Genomic DNA, 20,873 nt, shown 5'->3' with positions numbered 1-20,873 from the left:
TCCCCGCCCGGTCCGGCCGTCGAGCGGCACCTTGCCCCGAGGCTCAGTCCGTGCCGCAGATGAGGGCGCGGGGGCCGACGTCGCAGGCGCGGTCGCGGGCGGGGTCGAAATCCTCGTGCCGGCACCCTTCGGCGAAATGCACCATGTCGATGAAGCCGGGCAGTGCCTCGGTCACCTCGTCGATCTGGTCCATGTCCGCGATCAGCACGCCCACGATGTTCCCGGTCCGGCCGAACCAGTGGATGTTGAGGCTCAGGACCGGCCCGTCCTCGTCCGACCACATCTTCTCCGTGGCCCAGCTCAGCACCCGGCGCGCGGCGTCGAACCGCGGCAGGATCGCCCAGCCGAGCAGCGTGTGGTCCGGCTCGCCCCCCGCGGCGCCCGTCGCTGCGGCGGCGCTGATCCGGGCATGCTCGGCGGCCAGCAGCGCGTCCGGGTCCAGTTTGCGCGCGGCGGTGAGATCGACGTTCCCGCGCTCCAGCCAGCTCAGGTCGAGGTTCCAGCCGCCCACGTAGGCCGGCGGGTAGCTGGTGGGCGACAGGCTGCCCAGGGTGCCCTCCCAGATCTCGCCCTGGACCAGCTCGTTCAGGCGGTCGGTGTCGGTGCCGTCGAGGAAATACTGGCCCGGAGGCACGTCGATGCGCGCGATGTCGCCGGGCAGGATCACCGTGCCCTGCCAGAGCGTGAGCTCCTCGTTGAGCAGGCGCAGGTCATCGTCCTGCGCCTCGGCGTGCGGGAACATCTCTGCAACGGTCGCGGGCCTGGCCAGCGGTCCGGGACCGTCCGGCGCGGTGCCCCTGTAGAAGATCGACATGCTGGGCCTCCGGTCTGCGAAAAAGTGCTCCACAGTCGCGGCCGGGCCGGGCCGCGTCAACCGGTGATGCGCCTGCGGGCCCTCAGCCCTTCGCGAGCGCGGCCAGCGCCGGGGCGCCGAGGCGGAAGTACACCTTCTGCTCCTGCAGCTCCGCCCCCAGCGCGGCGTAGAAGCGCAGCGCGCCCTCGTTCCAGCGCTCGGTCGTCCAGTCCATCCGGGCACAGCCCTTCGCGGTGGCGATGTCGGCCAGGCGGGCCATCATGCGCCGCCCCAGGCCGCTGCCCCGCGCCCGGGGCGAGACGTAGAGCTCCTTCATGTAGAGCGCCGGGCCCTCCGCCCCGGCCGGGTCGAGGAAGGTGTAGACCGCGAGGCCCACCGGGCCCTCCGCGTCCCGCGCCATCAGGATCTCGACATGTCCGCCCGAGAGCATGCGCTCCACCTGCCCGCGCCGCGCCGCGGCGCCGAGCGGCGCGATGTGGTAATGCGCGTTCACCTCGTCGAGGAGACGGCCGAGCGCGGCCGCCTCCCCTGCACCGGGGTGGAAGAGCTCCGCGCTCACAGGCTCTCGTCGAGCGCCGCGAGGATCGCGTCGCCCATGCCCTTCGTGGTGACCTGCGTTCCGCCCTCCGCCGCCATCAGGTCCGGCGTGCGGTAGCCCTTGGCGAGCACGGCCTCCACGGCCTTCTCCAGCCGTTCGGCCTCATCGCCCTTGTCGAAGGAGTAGCGCAGCGCCATGGCGAAGGAGAGGATGCAGGCGATCGGGTTCGCCTTCTCCTGGCCGGCGATGTCCGGGGCGGAGCCGTGCACCGGCTCGTAGAGCGCCTTCGGCCGGCCATTGGCCATCGGCGCGCCCAGCGAGGCGGAGGGCAGCATGCCCAAGCTGCCGGTGAGCATCGCCGCGAGGTCGGACAGCAGGTCGCCGAACAGGTTGTCGGTCACGATCACGTCGAACTGCTTGGGCCAGCGCGAGAGCTGCATGGCGCCGGCATCGGCATACATGTGGCTCAGCTCCACGTCCGGGTACTCGGCCTGGTGGATCTCGGTCACCACCTGGCGCCAGAGGATGCCGGATTCCATCACGTTGGCCTTCTCCATGGAGCAGACCTTGTTGGAGCGCTTGCGCGCCAGCTCGAAGGCGGAGCGGGCGATGCGGGCGATCTCGCTCTCGGTGTAGCGCTGGGTGTTGATCCCCACGCGCTCGTTGCCTTCCCGGATGATGCCGCGCGGCTCGCCGAAGTAGATGCCGGAAGTGAGCTCGCGCAGGATCAGGATGTCGAGCCCGGCCACCACCTCGCGCTTGAGCGAGGAGAAATCGGCCAGCGCGTCGAAGCACTGGGCCGGGCGCAGGTTTGCGTAGAGGTCCATCTCCTTGCGCAGGCGCAGCAGGCCGCGCTCGGGCTTCACCGAGAAGTCCAGATCGTCGTATTTCGGGCCGCCCACGGCGCCGAGCAGCACCGCGTCCACCTCCTGCGCCTTCGCCATGGTGGCGTCGGTGAGCGGGGTGCCGTGCGCGTCATAGGCGCAGCCACCCACCAGGTCCTCGGTCACGTCGAAGACGAGGCCGCGCTTCGCGCCGTACCAGTCGATGATCCGGCGCACCTCCGCCATCACTTCGGGGCCGATGCCGTCGCCGGGCAGGATGAGCAGGGAGGGGGTTGGCATTTCGTGTCTTCCTCGGAGTTTTCAGGTTTTCGAACTGGGGTAGAGGCGGGGGCCGGCCCGGTCAAGCCCGGGGGCGCGGCCGGTGTCGGGGGCGCGTCAGGGCGCGGGCGGCTTCAGGTCCACCCAGACCGGGCGGTGGTCGGAGGCGGCGGCGAGCAGGGCTGCCTCCTCGCCCTCCGCCGGCCACCACACGCCGCTGGCGGTGACGGTGAAGCGCGCGTCGGGCAGCAGGTAGTCTACCCGCAGGTTGCCCGGGGCCGGCGTGTCGCGGAAATCGGCGGTGTCGCGGGCGGGCGGGCCGCGATGGGCCGCGTTCGCCCCCTGCCCCGCCGCCGCCACGCCGCCCGGGCCCTCGGGCCCGGGGTCCTGCAGGGCGGGGTGGGCGAGCAGGGCGGCAATCGCCTCCTGCGCGCCGGCGCCGTCGAACGGGTCGGCGTTGAGCGTGCCGGCCAGCAGCACCGGCGCGGGCCCGCGGACCACGGTCTCGCCGCTGTCGGCGCGAAAACCGGTGCCGTCGAGCCAGAGCTGCCAGAAGCGGATCTCGTCGGCGTTGCGCCGGCCGTTGAGGTCATGCGCATCGTCGAAGACCGGCGCGGAGGCATGGCTGACGAGCAGCTCGGCCACGCCGCCCGGCAGTTGCACCGGCACCACCCAGTGCGCGCGCGAGGAGAGCCGCATCGCCGCCTGCGCCGCCTCGGAGGGGAACGGCGTGCCGTCCTCGCGCAGCGGCAGGTGATGGCCGGGCAGCGCGCGCCAGCGCAGGCCGCGGAACCCGGTGACCGGGCCGAGCGGGAAGCGGCTCAGCACCGCCATGCCCTTCTGCCCCGGGAAGGCGCCGAACCCCCAGGCGTCCGCCCGGCCGTCGGTTCTGCCGTCGCCGTCAAGGTCGATGCCGGAGGGCTGGCCGCTGTTCACCGGCCCGGCGAACCGGTGCGGATAGGCGATGGCGGGCGCATCCGCGCCGGGCGGCGCCTGCAGCAGGGCCGTGAAGGCGCCGAGCGCCTGCCCCTCCGGGTCATGGTCGAACTCGGTCAGCACCAGGACATCGGCGCCGAGCCGGGGGATGACCTGCAGCAGCGCCTCGATCTGCGCGTCGCCGCGCCCGTCCCGCACCCGGTCGAGGTCGCGCCACAGCACGCCGGCGCCGCGCCGCGACAGCGCCACGTTGTAGACCGCCACGCGCAGGCTGCCCGGCGCGGGCGCCGGGGGCGTCTGCGCCCCGGCCAGGGCCGGGAGGCAGACAAGGCCCGCCAGCAGGCAGGCTATGCGCGCGAGAACACCGGGCATGGCGGCAGGAGGGCGGCGCCCGGGCTCAGAGCCAGGGCCGCGCGGCGTGGGTCCGGGCCTCGAAATCGTCGATGGCCGCGCCCTTCTCCATGGTCAGCCCGATGTCGTCGAGCCCGTTCAGCAGGCAGTGCTTGCGGAACTGGTCCACCTCGAAGGAGATCTTGCCGCCGTCCGGGCCGGTGATGGTCTGGTTCTCCAGGTCGATGGAGACGATGGCATTGGCGCCGCGGCCCGCATCGTCCATCAGCAGATCGATCTGCTCCTGCGGCAGCACGATCGGCAGGATGCCGTTCTTGAAGCAGTTGTTGAAGAAGATGTCGGCGAAGCTGGGCGCCAGCACGCAGCGGATGCCGAAGTCCAGCAGCGCCCAGGGCGCATGCTCGCGCGAGGAGCCGCAGCCGAAGTTCTCGCCGGTCACGAGGATCTTCGCCTCGCGGTAGGCGGGCTTGTTCAGCACGAACTCCGGGTTCTCCGAGCCGTCGTCGAGGTAGCGCATCTCGTCGAACAGGTTCTTGCCCAGCCCCGAGCGCTTGATCGTCTTCAGGAACTGCTTGGGGATGATCATGTCGGTGTCGATGTTGATCTGCGGCATCGGTGCCGCAACCCCGGTGAGGGTGGTGAACTTCTCCATCAGGTGTCTCCTCCTTGGATGTCGGGTGCGGCCCCGGTCGGGGCCGCGAATGGGGCTGGCACGCGCGCGGGCACTGCCCTAGAGCTTGGAACATGATCACGTTTCTTCGGGGCAACCTGCGCTGGCTCGGCGCCGGGCTCCTTCTCACCTTCGCTTCGGCCTTCGGCCAGACCTGGTTCATCGCGCTCTTCGCGGGCGAGATAAAGGCCGCCTACGGGCTGACCGACGGGCAATGGGGCGGCCTCTATGCCGCAGCCACCCTGGCCTCGGCCGCGCTGCTGTTCCGGCAGGGCCGGATGGCAGATGACATCGCGCCGGGGCGGCTCGCCCCGGGCATCCTCGCGCTCTTCGCCGCCGTGGCGGCGGGCATGGCGCTCGGCAATTCCGTCTGGCTGCTGGCGGTGCTGATCTTCGGGCTGCGCTTCTGCGGCCAGGGGATGATGACGCATATCGCCGTCACCACCATGGCGCGCTGGTTCCGCGCGCACCGGGGCCGGGCGATCTCCATCGCGAGCCTCGGCTACGCGCTGGCCGAGATGCTGCTGCCGCCGCTGGTCATCGCCCTGCTCGCCGTGCTGAGCTGGCGCATGGTCTGGGGCGGGGTGGCGCTGGTGCTGCTCCTCGGCTTCGCGCCGCTGCTGGGCTGGCTGCTGTCGCAGAAGCGCAGCCCGCAGGGCAGCAGCGCCGGGACGGAGGAGGTGCCCGGCCTCGAAGGCCGGCACTGGACCCGGCCGGAGGTGCTGCGCCACCGCCTGTTCTGGCTGCTGCTGCCGGGAATGCTGACACCGGGCTTCATCGGCACGGTGGTGTTCTTCCACCAGGTGCACATCGCCGCGGTGAAGGGCTGGGAGATGACCTGGCTCGCGCCGGCCTACCCGCTCTACGCCGGGGTGACGCTGGTGGCCGGGCTGCTGGGGGGCGCGGTGATCGACCGGGTGGGCGCGGCGCGCCTGCTGCCCGTGTTCCTGCTGCCCATGGGCCTCGGCGCCATCACCCTGGGGCTGGACGAGGGCCTCTGGACATGGTTCGTCACGCTGGCGCTGCTCGCCGTCACGCAAGGCACGCAGAACGCGCTCTGGGGCGCCTATCTGCCGGTGCTCTACGGCACCCGGCACCTCGGGGCGGTGCGGGCGGTGGCCTCCACGGCCATGGTGTTCTCCACCGCCATCGGCCCGGGCATCACCGGCGTGCTGATCGACGCGGGCGTGGATTTTCCCGGCCAGAGCGTGGTGCTGGGCCTGTGGTGCTTCGCCATATCCGCCGTCTTCCTGCGGCTGGCGCTGCGCGGTCGGGCCGGCTGAGGCGACGCGCCCGCCCGGCCGGAACCTCTCGCCCTGCCCGGACCGGAAGCGCCCGCCCCGGCCGAACCGGAATCGGCCGCCCTGCCCGGGGTGACCGGCGCCCCGGGCCTGCCCCGGGGCCTCCTGCCCTGCGCGCCCCGCTCCGCACGACACGCAGGGCTCCGCGGGGCCCCGGAGCGGGTCCGGGGCGCCGGGGCGCAGGCTGTCGGGGGCCGGGCCGATCATCCGCAGTCACACCTCTCGTCGGGGAGGGGACGGGCCGCGCGGGCCCGCCCCGGGGCGTTCAGACCAGCTCGCGCACGTCCGTCAGCCGGCCGGTGACGGCGGCGGCGGCGGCCATGGCGGGGGAGAGCAGATGCGTGCGCCCGCCCTTGCCCTGCCGGCCCTCGAAGTTGCGGTTCGAGGTGGAAGCGCAGCGCTCGCCGGCCTTCAACTGGTCGGGGTTCATGCCCAGGCACATCGAGCAGCCGGCCATGCGCCATTCGAAGCCCGCCTCGATGAGCTTCTGCGCGATGCCCTCCTCCTCGGCCTGCGCCCGCACCAGGCCGGAGCCGGGCACGATCATGGCGCGGATGCCGTCCTTCACGCGGCGGCCCTCCATGACCTTCGCCACTTCGCGCAGGTCCTCGATGCGGCCGTTGGTGCACGAGCCGATGAACACCGTGTCGATCTCCACGTCCTGCAGGCGCATGCCCGGCGTCAGCCCCATGTATTCGAGCGAGCGGGCGGCGGCGTCCTGCTTGCCGCCCTTGAAGTCACCCGGCGCGGGGACCAGCGCGGTGATCGGCAGCACGTCCTCCGGGCTGGTGCCCCAGGTGACGACTGGGGCGATCTTCGCCGCGTCCAGCGTGACCACCTTGTCGAAATGCGCGCCCTCGTCGGTGAAGAGCGTCTTCCAGTAGGCCACCGCGGCCTCCCATGCGGCACCCTTCGGCGCTTTCGGGCGGCCCATCACGTACTGGAAGGTCTTCTCGTCGGGCGCGATGATGCCGGCGCGCGCACCGCCCTCGATGGCCATGTTGCACACGGTCATCCGCCCCTCCATGGAGAGGCCGCGGATCGCGTCGCCGCAATACTCGATCACGTAGCCGGTGCCCCCGGCGGTGCCGGTCTCGCCGATGATCGACAGGGTGATGTCCTTGGCGGTGACGCCCAGCGGCAGCGCGCCGTTCACCTCCACCTTCATGTTCTTGGACTTCTTCTGGATCAGCGTCTGGGTGGCGAGCACATGCTCCACCTCCGAGGTGCCGATGCCATGCGCGAGCGCGCCAAAGGCGCCGTGGGTGGCGGTGTGGCTGTCCCCGCACACGATGGTCATCCCCGGTTGGGTCCAGCCCTGCTCGGGGCCGATGATGTGCACGATGCCCTGGCGGATGTCGTCCACGCCATAATACTCGATGCCCGCCGCCTCGGCATTGGCCTTCAGCGTGTCCACCTGGATGCGGCTTTCCTCGTTCACGATCTCGTGCACGCGCGCCTCGTCGGTGGGCACGTTGTGGTCGGGAACGGCGACGGTCGCCTCGGGCCGGCGCACGGAGCGGCCGGTCATGCGCAGCCCCTCGAAGGCCTGCGGGCTGGTCACCTCATGCACGAGATGGCGGTCGATGTAGAGCAGGCAGGTGCCGTCCTCGGCCTGCTCGACGAGATGGTCGTCCCAGATCTTGTCATAGAGGGTCCGCGGGGCGCTGGTGTGGTCGGCGGTCATGGGGTTTTCTCCCGGATGGTCTGGCGAAGGTCACGATCGGGTCGGGACGACCCTGGCGACGGCTGGGCGCGGGCGGCCGCGCCGGTCGGGCGCGGAAGGCGCGCCACGCGGGAAGCCTCAGCCTCCGGCGGATACCGAAAGCCGCTCCCCGTGGAACCTCCAGGGAAGCCGGGAATGATCGGAGATGTTCCCAACGTGACTCATGGCAGCCTATTTAGGCCCTGCCTGAAAATTGCGCAAGACGGCCTATTCGGCAGGCGATTGTTTCTCGAACCAGGCCAGCGCGCGGCCGCTCCAGCCCTGCGGCACCGCGTGCCCGCCCGGGTGCAGCACCAGCTCCAGCTCCGCCCCCGGCGCACAGGCGCTCCAGCGCCGGCCGAGGAACACGCCCTGCGCGGTGTAGCCGTCCGTGTCCGGCGCATCCGTGGCGCAGCCGGAGGCGCGCCGCAGCAGCGCCAGCGCCGCGAAGAGATTGCCCTGCACCAGCGCGCCGCCGCCCACGGCCCGGCCCTCCAGCGGCACCACCGGGTCCGCCCAGCCGTGGGTGTGCATCAGCTTCACCGGCCCGGCGCAGGCCTGCGGCAGCGGGCGCCACAGCTGGCCGGACACCGGCGCATAGGCGGCGAAGGCCTGCGGCTCGGCGCAGGCCACCCGCCAGACCATCATCCCCCCGGCGGAAAACCCGGCCAGCAGCACCCGGTCTCGCGGGAAGCCGAAGCGCGCCGCCGCGTCCTGCGCCACCTCCCGAAGGAAGGCGATGTCGTCACGCGCGCCGGGTGTGCCGGTGGCGTTCCAGGACTTCGCCGTGCCGCCGCCCGGACGCGGCAGGCCATCGGGCGCGACGAAGGCATAGCCGCGCGCCGTCACCGCCTCCACCAGCCCGCGATCGCCGATCTCCGCCGCCCCGGACCCGCCGTAGCCATGCAGGAAGATCAGCGCGCCGCGCGCCAGCCCCTCCGCCGGCGCCTCGGCGAAATACACGCCCCCGGGCAGCGAGCAGGCCTCCGCCCCGGCGCAATCCTGCGCCGCCAGCCGCCCCGGCCCCGCCAGCCAGAGCGCCGGCACCAGCGCGCCGACGCCGAAGCCGCGCAGCACCATGCGTAGGATTCGCAGGGCGCGCAGCACCCGGCGCTGCCCCGGCGTGCCGCGGCGGTAGGGGGCGGAGTGGCGGCGCCGCGCGGGCGCCGGTGTCTTGCGTCGCATGAACAGGATCTCCCGGGTTCGAACCCCTGATCCTGCCCCGATGCGCCGGCACATGCCACACCCGATTCGCCCTTGATCACCCCGCGCCCCGGCCCGGGCGCGTCGCAGGCGCCGCCCGAGGCGGGGCAGGTACCACGGGCGATGCGCGGTGCCGCGCGCTACCTCCCGTGAACCCGGCAGGCCCGCACGGACCTGCCTTCATGGCCGAAGACCCGCCACCGCCCGGGGCCGAACGCGTTCGAACCGCCGCGCGCACCGATCCGACATCGCCCCGACGCGCATGCAGGAGGCGTCACCGGCCCATGGTCACGGGGGTCAATGCGGAAGACATCCCGGAAGCGGCCCGCCGCGGCCAAGGGGCCCCGGGGGCGACGCCGCCCGTGCGGCGTCCAGGGGCCGGGAGCGGCACTGTCCTCGTGGCATCCGAGCCCCGGGGGCAACGCCGCCCGCGCGGCATCTGGGCCCCGGGGTGCAACGCCGCCCGTGCGGCATCCGGAGGCCGGGAGCGCCGCTGCCCGTGTGGCATCCGGGGTCCGGGAGCGCCGCTGCCCGCGCGGCATCGGGGACCGGGGGGCGACGGGGCCTGCGCGGCTTCGGTCCGCTCCGCCTCCTGCCGCGACGCGCGTCAGGGGGAGGCCGCGGTGGCAACGGCCGCGCCCCGGCCGCATGGCGGGAGATCGACCGCGCACCGCGGGTCCGGCGCGCGGCGCTGGCTCAGAGCGGTGCGCCGCCGGCGTAGAACGCCGCGGTGGGGCGGATCTCGCCGGTCACCGTGGCCGCGCGGTTGAGCTGATGCGGGTTGAGGCGCTTCTCCACCATCGGGTGGGCGGGATCGGCCACGCCCAGCCGCACGAGCAGCGCCGCGAGGGCACATTCCGAGGCGCGGGTGGCGCCGTCCTCGATCTTGAGCGCGACGCCGAGGCCCTGCTCCGGCAGGATGGCGATGAACACGCCCTCGGCCCCGGTCTTGACCACGGCCCCCTTGCCCAGGCTGGCGACCAGCTCGGAACAGGCCCGGCCCTCGCCCGCGATCAGCAGCGGATGCAGCGCCATGGCCTCGCGCAGGCGGATGGCCGCGTCGCGCCGGGTGCCATCGAGCACCGTCTCGGCCCCGGCGATGCGGGCCATTGCCGCCGCGATGCCGCGCAGGCTGGCGGCGAAATTGGGGGCGGAGCAGCCGTCGATGCCGAAGCCGGGCGAGGTCTCGCCGGTCAGCCCCTCGAACGCGTCGAGCACGGCGCGCTGCACCGGGTGGGCGGGGTCCACGTACTGCGCGTCGCCGCCCAGATGGCGGTTGAGGGTGAGGAAGCCCGCGTGCTTGCCCGAGCAGTTGTTGTGGAACTGGCACGGGCCCTGGCCGGCGGCGCGCAGGGCCTGCCGGGCCGGGCCGTCATCGGGCATCTGCGCCCCGCAGCGCAGGTCCTGCTCGCCCAGGCCCAGCCCGTCGAGCCAGGCCGCGACCCGGTCTGTGTGGATCGCGGCCCCGTTGTGCGAGGCGCAGGCGAGGGCGAGCTGCTCGGTGCCCAGACCGGCAGTGTCCGCGGCGCCGCTCTCGACCAGCGGCATCGCCTGCAGGATCTTCACCGAGGAGCGCGGCAGGGTGATGCGCTCCGGGTCGCCCCAAGCCGCCAGCACGCTGCCGCGCGCATCGCAGACGACCGCGTGGCCGCGGTGGGTGCCCTCCACGAAGGGACCCCGGGTGATTTCGACGAGTGCTGCGGCTTCGGCCATGGTGGCGCTCTCCCCTGCTCAGGTTTCTCACCCCATCTGGGCCAAAGCGCGCGGAAAAGCAATCGGACCGGGGCCGGCGCGGGGCGTGCGCCGGACTGCCGTCGGCCGGCATGCGCCCTACCGGGCGGGGACCCTCCCCGGCGGCCCGCTGCGCGCCACCGAGAGGCACCCCGGTACACCCCGCGGCACTGCCACCGGGAGGCCCTCCGGTACACCGCGCGGCACTGCCACCGGGGGCTGCCCGGTGCCGCGCGCGGCCCTGCCGCCGCGGGCTCCTCTCCGCCGGCACGTCAGGCCTGCTCCGGAGGGCACGGCCACCTGCCGGACCGGCGCGGCCCCTGGCCGGAACCGCAAGGCCGGGAGGTTAGCGCGCCGAAAGCGCGGCGCGGTGCCGCCGTCACCGGCTCCCGGGTGGGACGGCGCCGGGCGCTTTCCCGCGACGGCGCAAGCGGCCGGATGCCGGAGCATGCGGCCGATGGGCCGGGAACGGGCGGGGGCGCGAAGGCTCACCGGTTTACGCGGCACCGCCGGTCGCGACGCGGGGTCCTGCCGCCGGCGGGCGGCGCGGGGCGCTGCCACCCGCGGGCGGCTCGGGCGATGACGCGCGGTGCGCCCCCGGATGATCCGGGTGCGGAGGCGGCCGGAGGGGGGGGCGGGCGGCAGGCTCCGGAAGGGGGGCCGGGGCCGCGATCCGGGCCGGGTTGGCCGCTCCCGATCCCGTGTTCCAAACGGGGGTAGCGTTCCGCCATGGTTTTTCGGTACATTGCGCTCGCAGATCATAACAGAGCCGGGCAGGACGGGTGTCCTGCCGAACCGGTATGTCCGGCCGGACCGCGCCGCAGGTGCGCCCGCCGTGCGACGGAGACCGGCCGAACCGAAAAGAGGCGGAGTAGCAGATGAGAGTGATGGACTGGAGAATGATCGGAGCGTCGGTGCTGGTTGCCGGGGCCCTTGGCGGCTCCATGGCGGATGCCGCGGCCGAAACCCGGGTCGACGCGAAGGCGGACTGGAGCGTGTTCAAGGCCGATAACGCGAAGGAATGCTGGATCGTCTCCGCTCCGACGGGCTGGAAGGCGCAGCGCGGCGGCCGCGACGTCACCAGCTCGGTGAGCCGGGGCGACATCCTGCTGATGGTCTCCGTGCGCCCGGGCGACAGCGTGAAGAACGAGGTCAGCTTCACCGCCGGCTATCCGCTGAAGAAGGACAGCAAGGTGAGCGTGCGCATCGGTTCGGGCAGCTTCGATCTGTTCACCGATGGCGAATGGGGCTGGATGTCCTCGCCCTCCGAGGATGACAAGGTGGTCGGCTCCATGCGCCGCGGCGCGGTGGCGGTGCTCACCGGCGTGTCGCAGCGCGGCACGACCACGGTCGACACCTTCTCCCTCAAGGGCTTCTCCGCGGCGCTCGACGCGGCGCAGGACCTCTGCCGCTGAGCCTCTGACCACCGCCGTCACCGCCCTGGCCCTGCACGTCGGGCCCGGGCGGAATGGCGCGCCCTTCGCGCGCGGGGCCCCCGATGCGGGCCCCGTGCGCCGGGCCCGGGCTGATGCCGCAGTTGCTCTCGCCCTGCGGCGAGGGGCAGCCGCCCGCACGCCTCACGACGCCCGGTCCGATGCCCCGGGGCCCGGCGCGGCGGGGCCAGCCCCCGCGCACATCACCGTGCGGCGCGCCCAGCCGCGCACCGATCTCGCCTGCCCGTTCACCGACTTGGCCTCTGGCATGACGGGGACGACTCTCCGCACACATCGCCATGCGGCGCAGTCAGCCGCCCATCGATCCCGCCATGTTCCTTCACCGCCTTGGTTCCTGACCTGACGGGGACCACGCCCCGCGCACACCGCCATGCGGCGCGGTCAGCCGCACACCGATCCGGCCATATTCCTTCACTGCCTTGGACCCTGACCTGACGGGGACCACTCCCCACACACCGCCATGCGGCGCGGTCAGCCGCACACCGATCCGGCCTGGCCCGTTCACCGGCCTGGCCCCTGGCCTGACGGGGAGCAGCCCCTCGCACACACCGTTATGCGGCGGGATCGGCCGCGCGGAGCCCGGCCATGCCCCTTCTCCCGCCGTGGCCCCTGACCAGACGGGAGCCAGCTCCCACACACCTCCATGCCACAGGCTCGACCGTGCACCGCTCCCGCGCCCCTTCGGGGCCGTGGGCCCCCGCGCCGCTGGACCAGCCCCCGGGACGGCGCCATGCGGCGGGGTGAGCCGCGCGCCGATCGCGCGGGGGTGCTTTCCGATGCCATCGGGATGGCCGGTCCTGCGGTGCGCACCGGCATGCGGGGTCAGGCGCGGGCGCTGCTCTCGCCGGGGTGAGGGGCCGGGTTGTCCTGCTGCTCCTGCCACAGGGCGCGCAGGGTCTCGCCCTGGCCGGTGAACCGCGCCTCCAGCGCGTGGCAGCCGTGGATGCGGTCGGAGCGGAAGTGCCGGAAGGCGCCGCGCAATTCGCACCAGCCGGCCACCATCACGCATTCGAGGTGATAGATGAGCGCGACGGGGCGCACCACGCGCACCGTTTCCGCGCCGGCGGCGTCCACATAGGTGAGCTTGAGCTTGCGCTCCTCCCGGATGGCGGCGCGCAGCGTGGCGATGGCGACGCAGCCCAGGGCCGGGTCGTCCTGGGGCGCGCCCCAGGGCGCCACCTGCAGCCAGCGCGCCGGCGCGCCCAGCCCGTCGACCTTCTTCTGCACCCGCCGCGCCGCGCGCTGCAGGGCGCTGTCGCCGGTGCGCGCCAGCATGGAAAGGCCCACGCGCAGCGCCTCCAGTTCCTCCGCATCGAAGTTCAGCGGCGGCAGGTCATAGCCGCGACGCATCATGTAGCCCAGCCCCGCCGCGCCCTCGATCGGGGTGCGCATGGCCTGCAGGGCGGCGATGTCGCGGTAGACGGTGCGCCGCGACACTTCCAGCGCCTCGGCCAGCGCCTGGGCCGTGACCGGGGCGCAGGCCGCGCGCAGGATCTGGATGGTCTCGAAAAGCCGGGTCGTCCTGTTCATCTGTCCTCGCCAGTGGCTGCGCGCCGGGCCCCTGCCCGCGGACGGGCGGCGCGGCGGCGCCCCGTCCTGCCGCCACCCTAGCATCCCCTGCTGACACGGGTCTGTCAGCAGGGCTCGTGTCTCCTGCCTGCAAGAGCAACCGTCGGGGAGACGAGCGATGTCATGGTACGATCACGCGGTCATGATGCGGCTGGGCCTCGGGCCCTGGGCGGGCGACGGGCAGGGCCACTGGCCTTTTGGCGCACGCGGTGTTATGTACCCGCTTTCGCGCGCCCGCCGGCTTCGGGGCGCATGCCGTGCCACCCGTTCAGACCCGGATCAGGACATCGCCATGAGTGCAGTCGCTCCGATCACGCCCGAGATCATCGCCCTCCCCCGTCGCCAGACCGGGCTGCCGAACCTTGTCGGCATGAGCCGCGCCGCCCTCGGCGAGGCGCTGCTCGCCGCCGGCACGCCGGAAAAGCAGGTGAAGATGCGCGTCGGGCAGGTGTGGTCCTGGCTCTACCAGCGCGGCGTGCGCGACTTCTGCGAGATGACCAACCTCTCCAAGGCCCTGCGCGCCGAGCTGGCGGAGCGCTACCGCATCGCGCGGCCGGAGATCGTCACCCGGCAGGTTTCCACCGACGGCACGCGCAAGTACCTGCTGCGCATCGAGGGCGGGCATGAGGTGGAGGCGGTCTACATCCCCGAGGAGGACCGCGGCACGCTGTGCATCTCCTCCCAGGTGGGCTGCACCCTCACCTGCTCCTTCTGCCACACCGGCACGCAGAAGCTGGTGCGCAACCTCACGGCGGGGGAGATCGTGGGCCAGATCCTCGTCGCGCGCGACGACCTGGGCGAATGGCCCGGCTCCGACGGCCGCCCGCCGGAAAAGCGCCTGCTCTCCAACATCGTGCTGATGGGCATGGGCGAGCCGCTCTACAATTTCGAGGCGGTGCGCGACGCGATGCGCATCGCGATGGACGGCGAGGGCATCTCGCTCTCGCGCCGGCGCATCACGCTCTCCACCTCCGGCGTGGTGCCCGAGATCATCCGCGCCGGCGCGGAGATCGGCTGCATGCTGGCGATCTCGTTCCACGCCACCGAGGACGCCACCCGCAACATGCTGGTGCCGATCAACAAGCGCTGGAACATCGACACCCTGCTGAAGGCCTGCCGGGACTATCCGCGCCTGTCCAACGCCGAGCGCATCACCTTCGAATACGTGATGCTGAAGGGCGTGAACGATTCGGACGCGGACGCCCGCCGCCTGGTGAAGCTGATCGCCGGCATCCCGGCGAAGATCAACCTGATCCCGTTCAACCCCTGGCCCGGCTCGCCCTACGAGCGCTCGGACTGGGAACGGATCGAGGCCTTCGCCGAGATTGTGAACAAGGCCGGCTATGCCTCGCCCGTGCGCACCCCGCGCGGGCAGGACATCATGGCCGCCTGCGGCCAGCTCAAGTCCGCCTCCGAGCGCAGCCGCAAGAGCCGCGCCGAGATCGCCGCCGAAGCCGGCATCGCCTGATCCCCCGGCAGGCGCGCGCGCCCCCGCGCCGCCCCGCCGCTCCGGACCGGCGCCCTGCCCGCCTTCGCCCAAGCGGACCGGACAGAGCCGCCCCGGGGTGTCCGACTTCCTCCCCGCGCGGAGCGGAGAGAGGCGCCCCTGCTGGTTGCCCGCCTTCCCCCGCGCGGACCGGAGAGAGGCGCGCAGGCTAGCCCGCCTTCCCTCGCGCGGGCCGGACAGCGGCGCACCGGGGTGTCCCCGGCCCCCTGTCCGCGTCATCCCGGGCGCAGCACCGGCTCCCTGAGCCGCTCCCGCCCTGCCGCTCCGGACCGGCGCCCTGCCCGCCGACCCCTGCGACCGGGCTGAGGCACCCCCGGGGTGTCCGCCCACCCTGCCCGCGTAGCCCCGGGCGCAGCGCGGGATCGCTGAGCCGCTCCTCCGGCCGGGCCAGGGCCCGGAACAATGGCCGGCATGCGCGCCGGCGCGTGCCGCGCCGGATGGCCGCTGGCCCTGCCCCCCCACAGCTTCTGCACGTCCCGCGCCGGCGTGCCCGCGCCCCGGTGGCATCACTGGCATCACACGGCGGCGGCGTGGCGCAGCGTGCCGACCTGCGGCAGGTACGCGTCGAACACCGCGGCCACCAGCCGCAGCGCCGGGCGCATCGGCGGCGGGATCGTCACCCGGCCGTCCGCGCCGAGGTGCACCAGCCCGTCCCGCGCGAGCTCGCGCAGCCGGGCCATCTCCGGGGCGAAATGCTCCGGCGCGAAGCCGTGGCGGCGGGCGAGCGCTTCGGGCGTCACCGCCAGGTCGCACATCAGCCGTTCGATGACCGCGCCGCGCAGCCGGTCCTCCGGCGTCAGCGCCACGCCGCGGACCACCGGCGGCAGGCCGACGTCCACGCCGCGGGTCCAGGCGCGGGTTTCGCCGGCATTCTGGGCGTAGCCCTGCGGCAGGGCGGAAATGGCGCTGGCCCCCAGCCCGATCAGCGCCCCGGCCCGGTCCACCGTATAGCCCTGGAAGTTGCGGCGCAGGCGGCCTTCGGCGGCGGCGATGGCCATGCTGTCCTCCGGCCGGGCGAAATGGTCGAGGCCGATGCGCAGGTAGCCGCTGCGCTCCAGCAGCTCCGCGGCCAGGGTGGCCTGGGTCACCCGGGCCGCGGCGTCGGGCAGCGCCGCCTCGGGCAACATGCGCTGGTTGCGCGCCATCCAGGGCACATGCGCATAGCCGAACAGCGCCACCCGCCCCGGCGCCAGCTCCGCCGTGCGGGCCATGGTCTGCGCGATGGTGTCGGGAGACTGGTGCGGCAGCCCGTAGATCAGGTCGAAGCTCAGCGCCCCCACCCCGGCGGCGCGCAGGGCCTCCACCGTGTCGCGCACCTGGCCGAAGGGCTGCACGCGGTTCACCGCCGCCTGCACCTTCGCGTCGAATTCCTGCACGCCCAGCGAAGCGCGGGTGGCGCCGAGGCCGGCAAGCTGGCGCACCATTTCCGGCGTCGTGGTGCGGGGGTCGAGCTCGAAGGCGATCTCCGCCTCCGCGCCGATGTCGAAGCGCGCCTGCAGCAGGTCCATCACCGCGCCCAGCGCCTGCGCGGGCATCGCGGTGGGCGTGCCGCCGCCCCAATGCACCTGCGACACCCGCATCCGCGCCGGCAGCAGCTCCGCCAGCCGGGAAATCTCGCGCTTGAGGGTTTCGGCATAGGCCAGCACCGGCTCCGGCCGGGCGGCGAGCTTCATGTTGCAGGCGCAGTACCAGCAGACCTGCCGGCAGAAGGGCACGTGGAGGTAGAGCGACAGCTCGGTTCCGGGGTCGAGTTCGGAGAGCCAGCCGGCCATCACCGCACCGTCCACCGCCGGGGTGAACTGCGGCGCGGTGGGGTAGCTGGTGTAGCGCGGGGCCCGCTCGGTGGCGTATCTGGCAAGGACCTGGGTCATGCCGCCCCTTTTCGGGCCCCGGCCGCCCCGGCGCCTTGATCCGGATCAACTGCCGCGCCGGGCTGTCTCGCAAGACAGCGGGCGCCGCGCAGGCGGGGGCGCCACGGCGCCCGATTTCTCCCGCGCGCCCGGAGCGGCGTTCGCATCGATGCCGGCGGCGCCGGCGCGAGGTGCGTGCGGTGCCCGCTGCGTTCTGACTGTATCAGGCGCGCGCGACGGAGGTGCGCGGCGAGGGCGAGGGACAGGCGGCGCAATGGTCCTGAGCGACAGGCGTGCACGGCACGCGTGCCCGACAGGCGTGCACGGCACGCGTGCCCGACAGGCGTGCACGGCACGCGTGCCCGACAGGCGTGCACGGCACGCGTGGACGGCAGGCCTGAGTGACGAACGTGTGCGGCGGGGTTCCGATCAGCCCTGCAGCGTCTCGGCGGGGCCAAGGGCCGGGTGTTGCGGCCAGTGCGCCGGCGTCTGCAGGCAGTCCGAGATCGGGCGCGGGTGGCCGATGTGATGGCCCTGCCCGAAGTCGACGCCGATATCGGCCAGCAGGGCCGTCACCTCCTGCGAGCCCACGAATTCCGCGATGGTCTGCGCGCCGATGGCATGGCTGATGTCGTTGATCGATTCGACCACGCGCCGGTCCAGCTTGCTGGTGGCGATGTTGCTCACGAAGGCACCGTCGATCTTCACGTAATCCACCGGGAACTGGCGCAGGTAGGAGAAGGAACTCAGCCCGGTGCCGAAATCGTCCAGCGCCAGCCGCACGCCCAGGCCGCGCATCGCCTCCACGAAGCCCTTCGCCTCGGTGAGATTGCTGATCAGCGCCGTCTCGGTGATCTCCAGGCACAGCCGTTCGGGAGGCATCCCGGACTGCGCCAGCGCGTCGCGCAGGAAGTCTCCCAGCGTGGGGTCGTTGAGCGAATTGGCCGAGAGGTTGATCGCCACCCAGCCGCCGGGCAGCGCGCCGATCTCGCGGCCGTGGCGCTCCAGCACGCGGCTGATCACCCAGCGGTCGACATTGCCCATCAGGTCATAGCGCTCGGCGGCCGGAATGAAGGCGGCCGGCAGGTGGATGTGCCCCTCGCGGTCGCGCAGGCGCACCAGCACCTCGATGTGGCGCGCGCCCGGCGCGGCGCCGGGCTGCAGCGGCACGATGTCCTGCGCGTAGAGCACCAGCCGGTCCTGCTCGATCGCCTCGCGGATGCCGGAGGCGACCTGGATCTCGCGGTGGCGGCGCCCCGCGTCTCCGGTGGCCTCGTCGTAGAGGCTCAGGCGGTCGCGGCCGGAGGATTTCGCCGCGTAGCAGGCGACATCGGCCTGCTGGACGATCTCCTGCGGGGTCATCGCCGGGTCGGTGATCATCGCGATGCCGATGCTCGCGCTCACCGCGTAGCTCTCTCCCTCCCAGGCGAAGCGGAAGTCGCGCACCGCCTCCAGGATGCGCCGGCACACGGATTCCACGGTGGCGCGGGTGCAGTCGGGCAGGATGACGGCGAATTCGTCGCCGCCGATGCGCGCCAGCCTGTCCTGCGCGCGCAGGGTGGTCGCCATCAGCCGGGCGACGTCGCGCAGCAGTCGGTCCCCGGCCTGGTGCCCGGCGGTGTCATTCACGATCTTGAAGCGGTCGAGGTCGATGTAGCACAGGGCGAAGGGCCGGCGGTCACGCTGCATCTGGGCATGGGTCGCCTCCAGCGTCTCCTCGAAGGAGAACCGGTTGAGCAGGCCGGTGAGCGGGTCGCGCCGCGCCCGGTAGGCCAGCTCGCGCTGCAGCGCGCGGGTGTTGGTGGTGTCCTGGAACACCAGCACGGCGCCGACCACGGTGCCGTCCGCGGTGCGCACCGGCGCGGCGCTGTCGGTGATCGGGACATGGTTGCCGCTGCGGCTCACCAGCAGGGTGTTCTCCGGCAGGGTCTGCGGCATTCCGGTGCGCAGGCAGGCCTCCACGGGGCTTGCCACCGGGTCCAGCGTGTCCTCCTCCACCAGGTGGAAGATCTCCGACAGCGGCCGGCCCTCGACCTCCTCGAGGCGGTAGCCCAGCAGCCGGGCGGCCACCGGGTTCAGGAACAGCACGTTGCCCTCCGCATCCGTGCTCACCACCGCATCGCCGATCGAGGTGAGGGTGATGCGCAGGCGCTCCTTCTCCTGGTAGAGCGCCTCGGTGAGCAGCACATCCTCGGTGATGTCCCAATGGGTGCCCAGCATCCGGTCGGGGCCGTCATTTCCGGGCACGAAATGGCCCTGCGTGCGCATGGTGCGCCAGCTCTCGGCCATGCCGGGCCGGCGCATGCGCACCGTCATGTCCAGCCGGCCGCGGCTCTCGATGGCCTGCTGGAGCTGGCTGCGCGCCAGCGGCGCGTCATCGGGATGCGCCAGCCCCGCCCAGGTGCCGCGCTGGAGCGGGAAGGCGCCGGGCCGGGTGCCGTAGAGCGCGTGCATCCGGGCGTCCCAGGTGGTGACACCGGTTTCGATGTCGTATTCCCAGATGCCCACATTGGCGGCGCTCACCGCGAGGTCCAGGCGCTCATGCGCCGCGGTGAGCTCGGCCTCCGCGCGCTTGCGGTCGTCGGTGCTCACGATCTGGGAGATGAAGTAATCCACCCCGCCGTCGGACTCACGCCGCACCAGGCTCACGGCAAGCTGGCCCCAGACGTAGCGGCCGTCGGCGTGCCGGTAGCGCTTCTCGTAGCGGTAGGTCTCGCGCTTGCCGGACACCAGCTCCCTCAGCAGCTCCTTGTCATGCGACAGGTCGTCCGGGTGGGTGATGTCCTCGAAGGTGAGCGCGGACAGCACCTCCGGCGTGTAGCCCAGCATCCGCTCCAGCGCGTCGTTGATGCGCAGGAAGCGGCCGTCGGGGCCGACGATGGCCATGCCGATGGCCGAATCCTGCATGGCGCGGCGGAAAATCTCGTCGCTGCGGCGGATGCCGGCCTTCTTGGCCAGCAGGTCCTCGCGCAGCAGCGACAGCAGGAAGGGCGGCACGGTGGCAAGCGCCACCGCGATGGCCTGCATGGCGAACTGCTCGGGCGTGGCCTCCACCCGCAGCCCCAGCACCGCCAGCGCCAGGATGGTGCCCACCGATGCCCCGCCCACGATGCCCGTGCGCAACGGCCCGCAGAACAGCGCCGCCGCGATCATCGGCAGGGAAATCACCACGAACGGATAGGCGAACAGCAGCAGCGCCGTGGCCGAGACCGCCATCGACGCCACCACCAGCGTCGCGGTCCAGCCCAGCCAGCGTGCGGTGCGCAGGCGCCGGGTGTGGCGGTAGCGATAGCCCAGCCCGACGGGCGCCAGCATCACCATCCCGGCCAGCGACCCGGCCCACCAGCCCTCCGGCGACACGGCGCCGAACTGCTCCGGCCAGGCCGCCATCCCGGCCCTGAGCGCGAGCGCCGTGGCCGCCGGCACCAGCAGCAGTTGCGCCCCGAGCAGGCGCAGCGCGCCCGCGGCCATGTCCCGCGCGGGGCCGAAGCTCCGGTCCAGCCGCAGCAGCCCGACGGCCAGCAGCAGTTCGAACATCCGCACCGGCGCCGTCGCCACGGGGCTGTCGAACAGCACCGCGCCGCCGAGCCCGCCCAGCCCCAGCCCGGCCAGCGCCGCCGGCAGGGCCACGCGCAGGTCGGTTCCCGGGCGGGCGCAGAGCAGCGCCACGGCAAGGCCGGTCGGGATCCAGACATTGGGAGAGGACAGGCTGCACAGGGCGAGATTCGCCAGGCTGACGAGCGTGGCTGCCAGCAGCGCCACCGGCGCCTCGCGCAACGCCTCCCCGAGCGCGACAGCGCCGTCCCCGGGGGCGTGAACTCGGGACAAATCGTTCATGCTTCAACTTTCCCTGGCAGGTCGCGACGCGCCCCACCGGACCGGCACGTTAACCACATTAGTCGCCCCTGCCCGCGGGTGCAAACCGCGATTCCGCTGCCGCGGAACTGCGCCCGGCGGCGGAAGGAACGCACCTTGCGAGGAGTCCTGCGCGCGCAGTGCGCACCGCCCCCGGGCCACGCCCCCGAGACCGTGTGCCTCCGTGCCCCGCACCGCGGGCCGCGCCCGGACGGCTGCGCGGCAAGGGGTGTGCCCCTCTACGCCGTCATGCCCCGCCAATGCCGCACCCGGGGGCGGGGCCAGC

At 73.0% G+C, this 20,873-nt stretch carries 14 protein-coding genes; 3 read left to right on the top strand and 11 right to left on the bottom strand.

The genetic code is table 11. The annotated features are described in order from the left end of the window. Positions 1-43 precede the first annotated feature (43 nt). The 5 genes from FDP22_RS08145 to leuD form a co-directional block, all read right to left on the bottom strand. Positions 44-814 carry a DUF2167 domain-containing protein gene (locus tag FDP22_RS08145; protein ID WP_138572195.1) on the bottom strand — a complete coding sequence of 257 codons (771 nt, stop codon included), beginning with the start codon at positions 812-814 and terminating at the stop codon, positions 44-46. Between the two features lie 82 nt (positions 815-896). Next, positions 897-1,373: a GNAT family N-acetyltransferase gene (locus tag FDP22_RS08140; protein ID WP_138572196.1), complete on the bottom strand. Its 477-nt coding sequence runs from the start codon at positions 1,371-1,373 to the stop codon at positions 897-899. Then, positions 1,370-2,476 carry a 3-isopropylmalate dehydrogenase gene (gene leuB, locus FDP22_RS08135; RefSeq protein ID WP_138572197.1) on the bottom strand — a complete coding sequence of 369 codons (1,107 nt, stop codon included), beginning with the start codon at positions 2,474-2,476 and terminating at the stop codon, positions 1,370-1,372. Before leuB ends, FDP22_RS08140 begins: the two co-directional genes overlap by 4 nt. Positions 2,477-2,572: 96 nt before the next feature. Then, positions 2,573-3,655: an endonuclease/exonuclease/phosphatase family protein gene (locus FDP22_RS08130; protein ID WP_239031906.1), complete on the bottom strand. Its 1,083-nt coding sequence runs from the start codon at positions 3,653-3,655 to the stop codon at positions 2,573-2,575. Between the two features lie 133 nt (positions 3,656-3,788). Then, positions 3,789-4,394 carry a 3-isopropylmalate dehydratase small subunit gene (gene leuD / locus FDP22_RS08125; protein ID WP_138572198.1) on the bottom strand — a complete coding sequence of 202 codons (606 nt, stop codon included), beginning with the start codon at positions 4,392-4,394 and terminating at the stop codon, positions 3,789-3,791. A gap of 92 nt (positions 4,395-4,486) precedes the next feature. Between leuD and FDP22_RS08120 the strand changes: the two genes are divergently transcribed. Beyond that, the gene (locus FDP22_RS08120; protein ID WP_138572199.1) at positions 4,487-5,695 is read left to right on the top strand and encodes an MFS transporter; all 1,209 of its coding nucleotides are present in this window, start codon (positions 4,487-4,489) and stop codon (positions 5,693-5,695) included. Positions 5,696-5,978: 283 nt separating this feature from the next. On the opposite strand, the gene leuC is transcribed toward FDP22_RS08120, so the two are convergent. The 3 genes from leuC to FDP22_RS08105 all read right to left on the bottom strand — a co-directional run bounded on the left by leuC (position 5,979) and on the right by FDP22_RS08105 (position 10,334). Continuing rightward, a complete protein-coding gene (gene leuC, locus FDP22_RS08115; RefSeq protein ID WP_138572200.1) occupies positions 5,979-7,400 on the bottom strand; it encodes a 3-isopropylmalate dehydratase large subunit in 1,422 nt (473 codons plus the stop codon). Between the two features lie 246 nt (positions 7,401-7,646). Further along, positions 7,647-8,603 (bottom strand): CE1 family esterase, encoded by a 957-nt coding sequence (locus FDP22_RS08110; protein WP_239031905.1) that lies wholly within the window; start codon positions 8,601-8,603, stop codon positions 7,647-7,649. 714 nt (positions 8,604-9,317) lie between these two features. After that, positions 9,318-10,334 carry an asparaginase gene (locus FDP22_RS08105; protein ID WP_138572201.1) on the bottom strand — a complete coding sequence of 339 codons (1,017 nt, stop codon included), beginning with the start codon at positions 10,332-10,334 and terminating at the stop codon, positions 9,318-9,320. Positions 10,335-11,239: 905 nt separating this feature from the next. Here FDP22_RS08105 and FDP22_RS08100 point away from each other — a divergent pair. Next, positions 11,240-11,767 (top strand): invasion associated locus B family protein, encoded by a 528-nt coding sequence (locus FDP22_RS08100; protein WP_138572579.1) that lies wholly within the window; start codon positions 11,240-11,242, stop codon positions 11,765-11,767. A gap of 861 nt (positions 11,768-12,628) precedes the next feature. On the opposite strand, the gene FDP22_RS08095 is transcribed toward FDP22_RS08100, so the two are convergent. After that, the gene (locus FDP22_RS08095; protein WP_138572202.1) at positions 12,629-13,336 is read right to left on the bottom strand and encodes a helix-turn-helix transcriptional regulator; all 708 of its coding nucleotides are present in this window, start codon (positions 13,334-13,336) and stop codon (positions 12,629-12,631) included. Positions 13,337-13,667: 331 nt separating this feature from the next. Here FDP22_RS08095 and rlmN point away from each other — a divergent pair, with 331 nt between their 5' ends. Beyond that, positions 13,668-14,843 carry a dual-specificity RNA methyltransferase RlmN gene (gene rlmN / locus FDP22_RS08090; protein ID WP_138572203.1) on the top strand — a complete coding sequence of 392 codons (1,176 nt, stop codon included), beginning with the start codon at positions 13,668-13,670 and terminating at the stop codon, positions 14,841-14,843. Between the two features lie 554 nt (positions 14,844-15,397). Here the strand turns inward: rlmN and hemN are convergent. Next, the gene (gene hemN / locus FDP22_RS08085) at positions 15,398-16,753 is read right to left on the bottom strand and encodes an oxygen-independent coproporphyrinogen III oxidase (RefSeq protein ID WP_138572204.1); all 1,356 of its coding nucleotides are present in this window, start codon (positions 16,751-16,753) and stop codon (positions 15,398-15,400) included. Positions 16,754-17,161: 408 nt separating this feature from the next. Beyond that, entirely contained in the window at positions 17,162-20,569 is a 3,408-nt protein-coding gene (locus FDP22_RS08080; RefSeq protein ID WP_138572205.1) for an EAL domain-containing protein, read from the bottom strand. Positions 20,570-20,873: the final 304 nt, after the last annotated feature.

The sequence above is a fragment of the Paroceanicella profunda genome (genome assembly GCF_005887635.2).
In the GTDB taxonomy this organism is placed as follows: domain Bacteria; phylum Pseudomonadota; class Alphaproteobacteria; order Rhodobacterales; family Rhodobacteraceae; genus Paroceanicella; species Paroceanicella profunda.
The sequence above is the reverse complement of the archived record's forward strand: the minus strand, read 5'-3'. Positions and strand labels throughout refer to the sequence as shown.

Excerpts from the sequence above, each read along its gene's own strand:
- leuB (WP_138572197.1), bottom strand. The coding sequence starts at position 2,476 with ATGCCAACCCCCTCCCTGCTCATCCTGCCCGGCGACGGCATCGGCCCC.
- FDP22_RS08100 (WP_138572579.1), top strand. The coding sequence starts at position 11,240 with ATGGACTGGAGAATGATCGGAGCGTCGGTGCTGGTTGCCGGGGCCCTT.
- hemN (WP_138572204.1), bottom strand. The coding sequence starts at position 16,753 with ATGACCCAGGTCCTTGCCAGATACGCCACCGAGCGGGCCCCGCGCTAC.
- leuC (WP_138572200.1), bottom strand. The coding sequence starts at position 7,400 with ATGACCGCCGACCACACCAGCGCCCCGCGGACCCTCTATGACAAGATC.
- FDP22_RS08120 (WP_138572199.1), top strand. The coding sequence starts at position 4,487 with ATGATCACGTTTCTTCGGGGCAACCTGCGCTGGCTCGGCGCCGGGCTC.
- FDP22_RS08110 (WP_239031905.1), bottom strand. The coding sequence starts at position 8,603 with ATGCGACGCAAGACACCGGCGCCCGCGCGGCGCCGCCACTCCGCCCCC.
- FDP22_RS08080 (WP_138572205.1), bottom strand. The coding sequence starts at position 20,569 with ATGAACGATTTGTCCCGAGTTCACGCCCCCGGGGACGGCGCTGTCGCG.
- FDP22_RS08105 (WP_138572201.1), bottom strand. The coding sequence starts at position 10,334 with ATGGCCGAAGCCGCAGCACTCGTCGAAATCACCCGGGGTCCCTTCGTG.
- FDP22_RS08095 (WP_138572202.1), bottom strand. The coding sequence starts at position 13,336 with ATGAACAGGACGACCCGGCTTTTCGAGACCATCCAGATCCTGCGCGCG.
- FDP22_RS08145 (WP_138572195.1), bottom strand. The coding sequence starts at position 814 with ATGTCGATCTTCTACAGGGGCACCGCGCCGGACGGTCCCGGACCGCTG.
- leuD (WP_138572198.1), bottom strand. The coding sequence starts at position 4,394 with ATGGAGAAGTTCACCACCCTCACCGGGGTTGCGGCACCGATGCCGCAG.
- rlmN (WP_138572203.1), top strand. The coding sequence starts at position 13,668 with ATGAGTGCAGTCGCTCCGATCACGCCCGAGATCATCGCCCTCCCCCGT.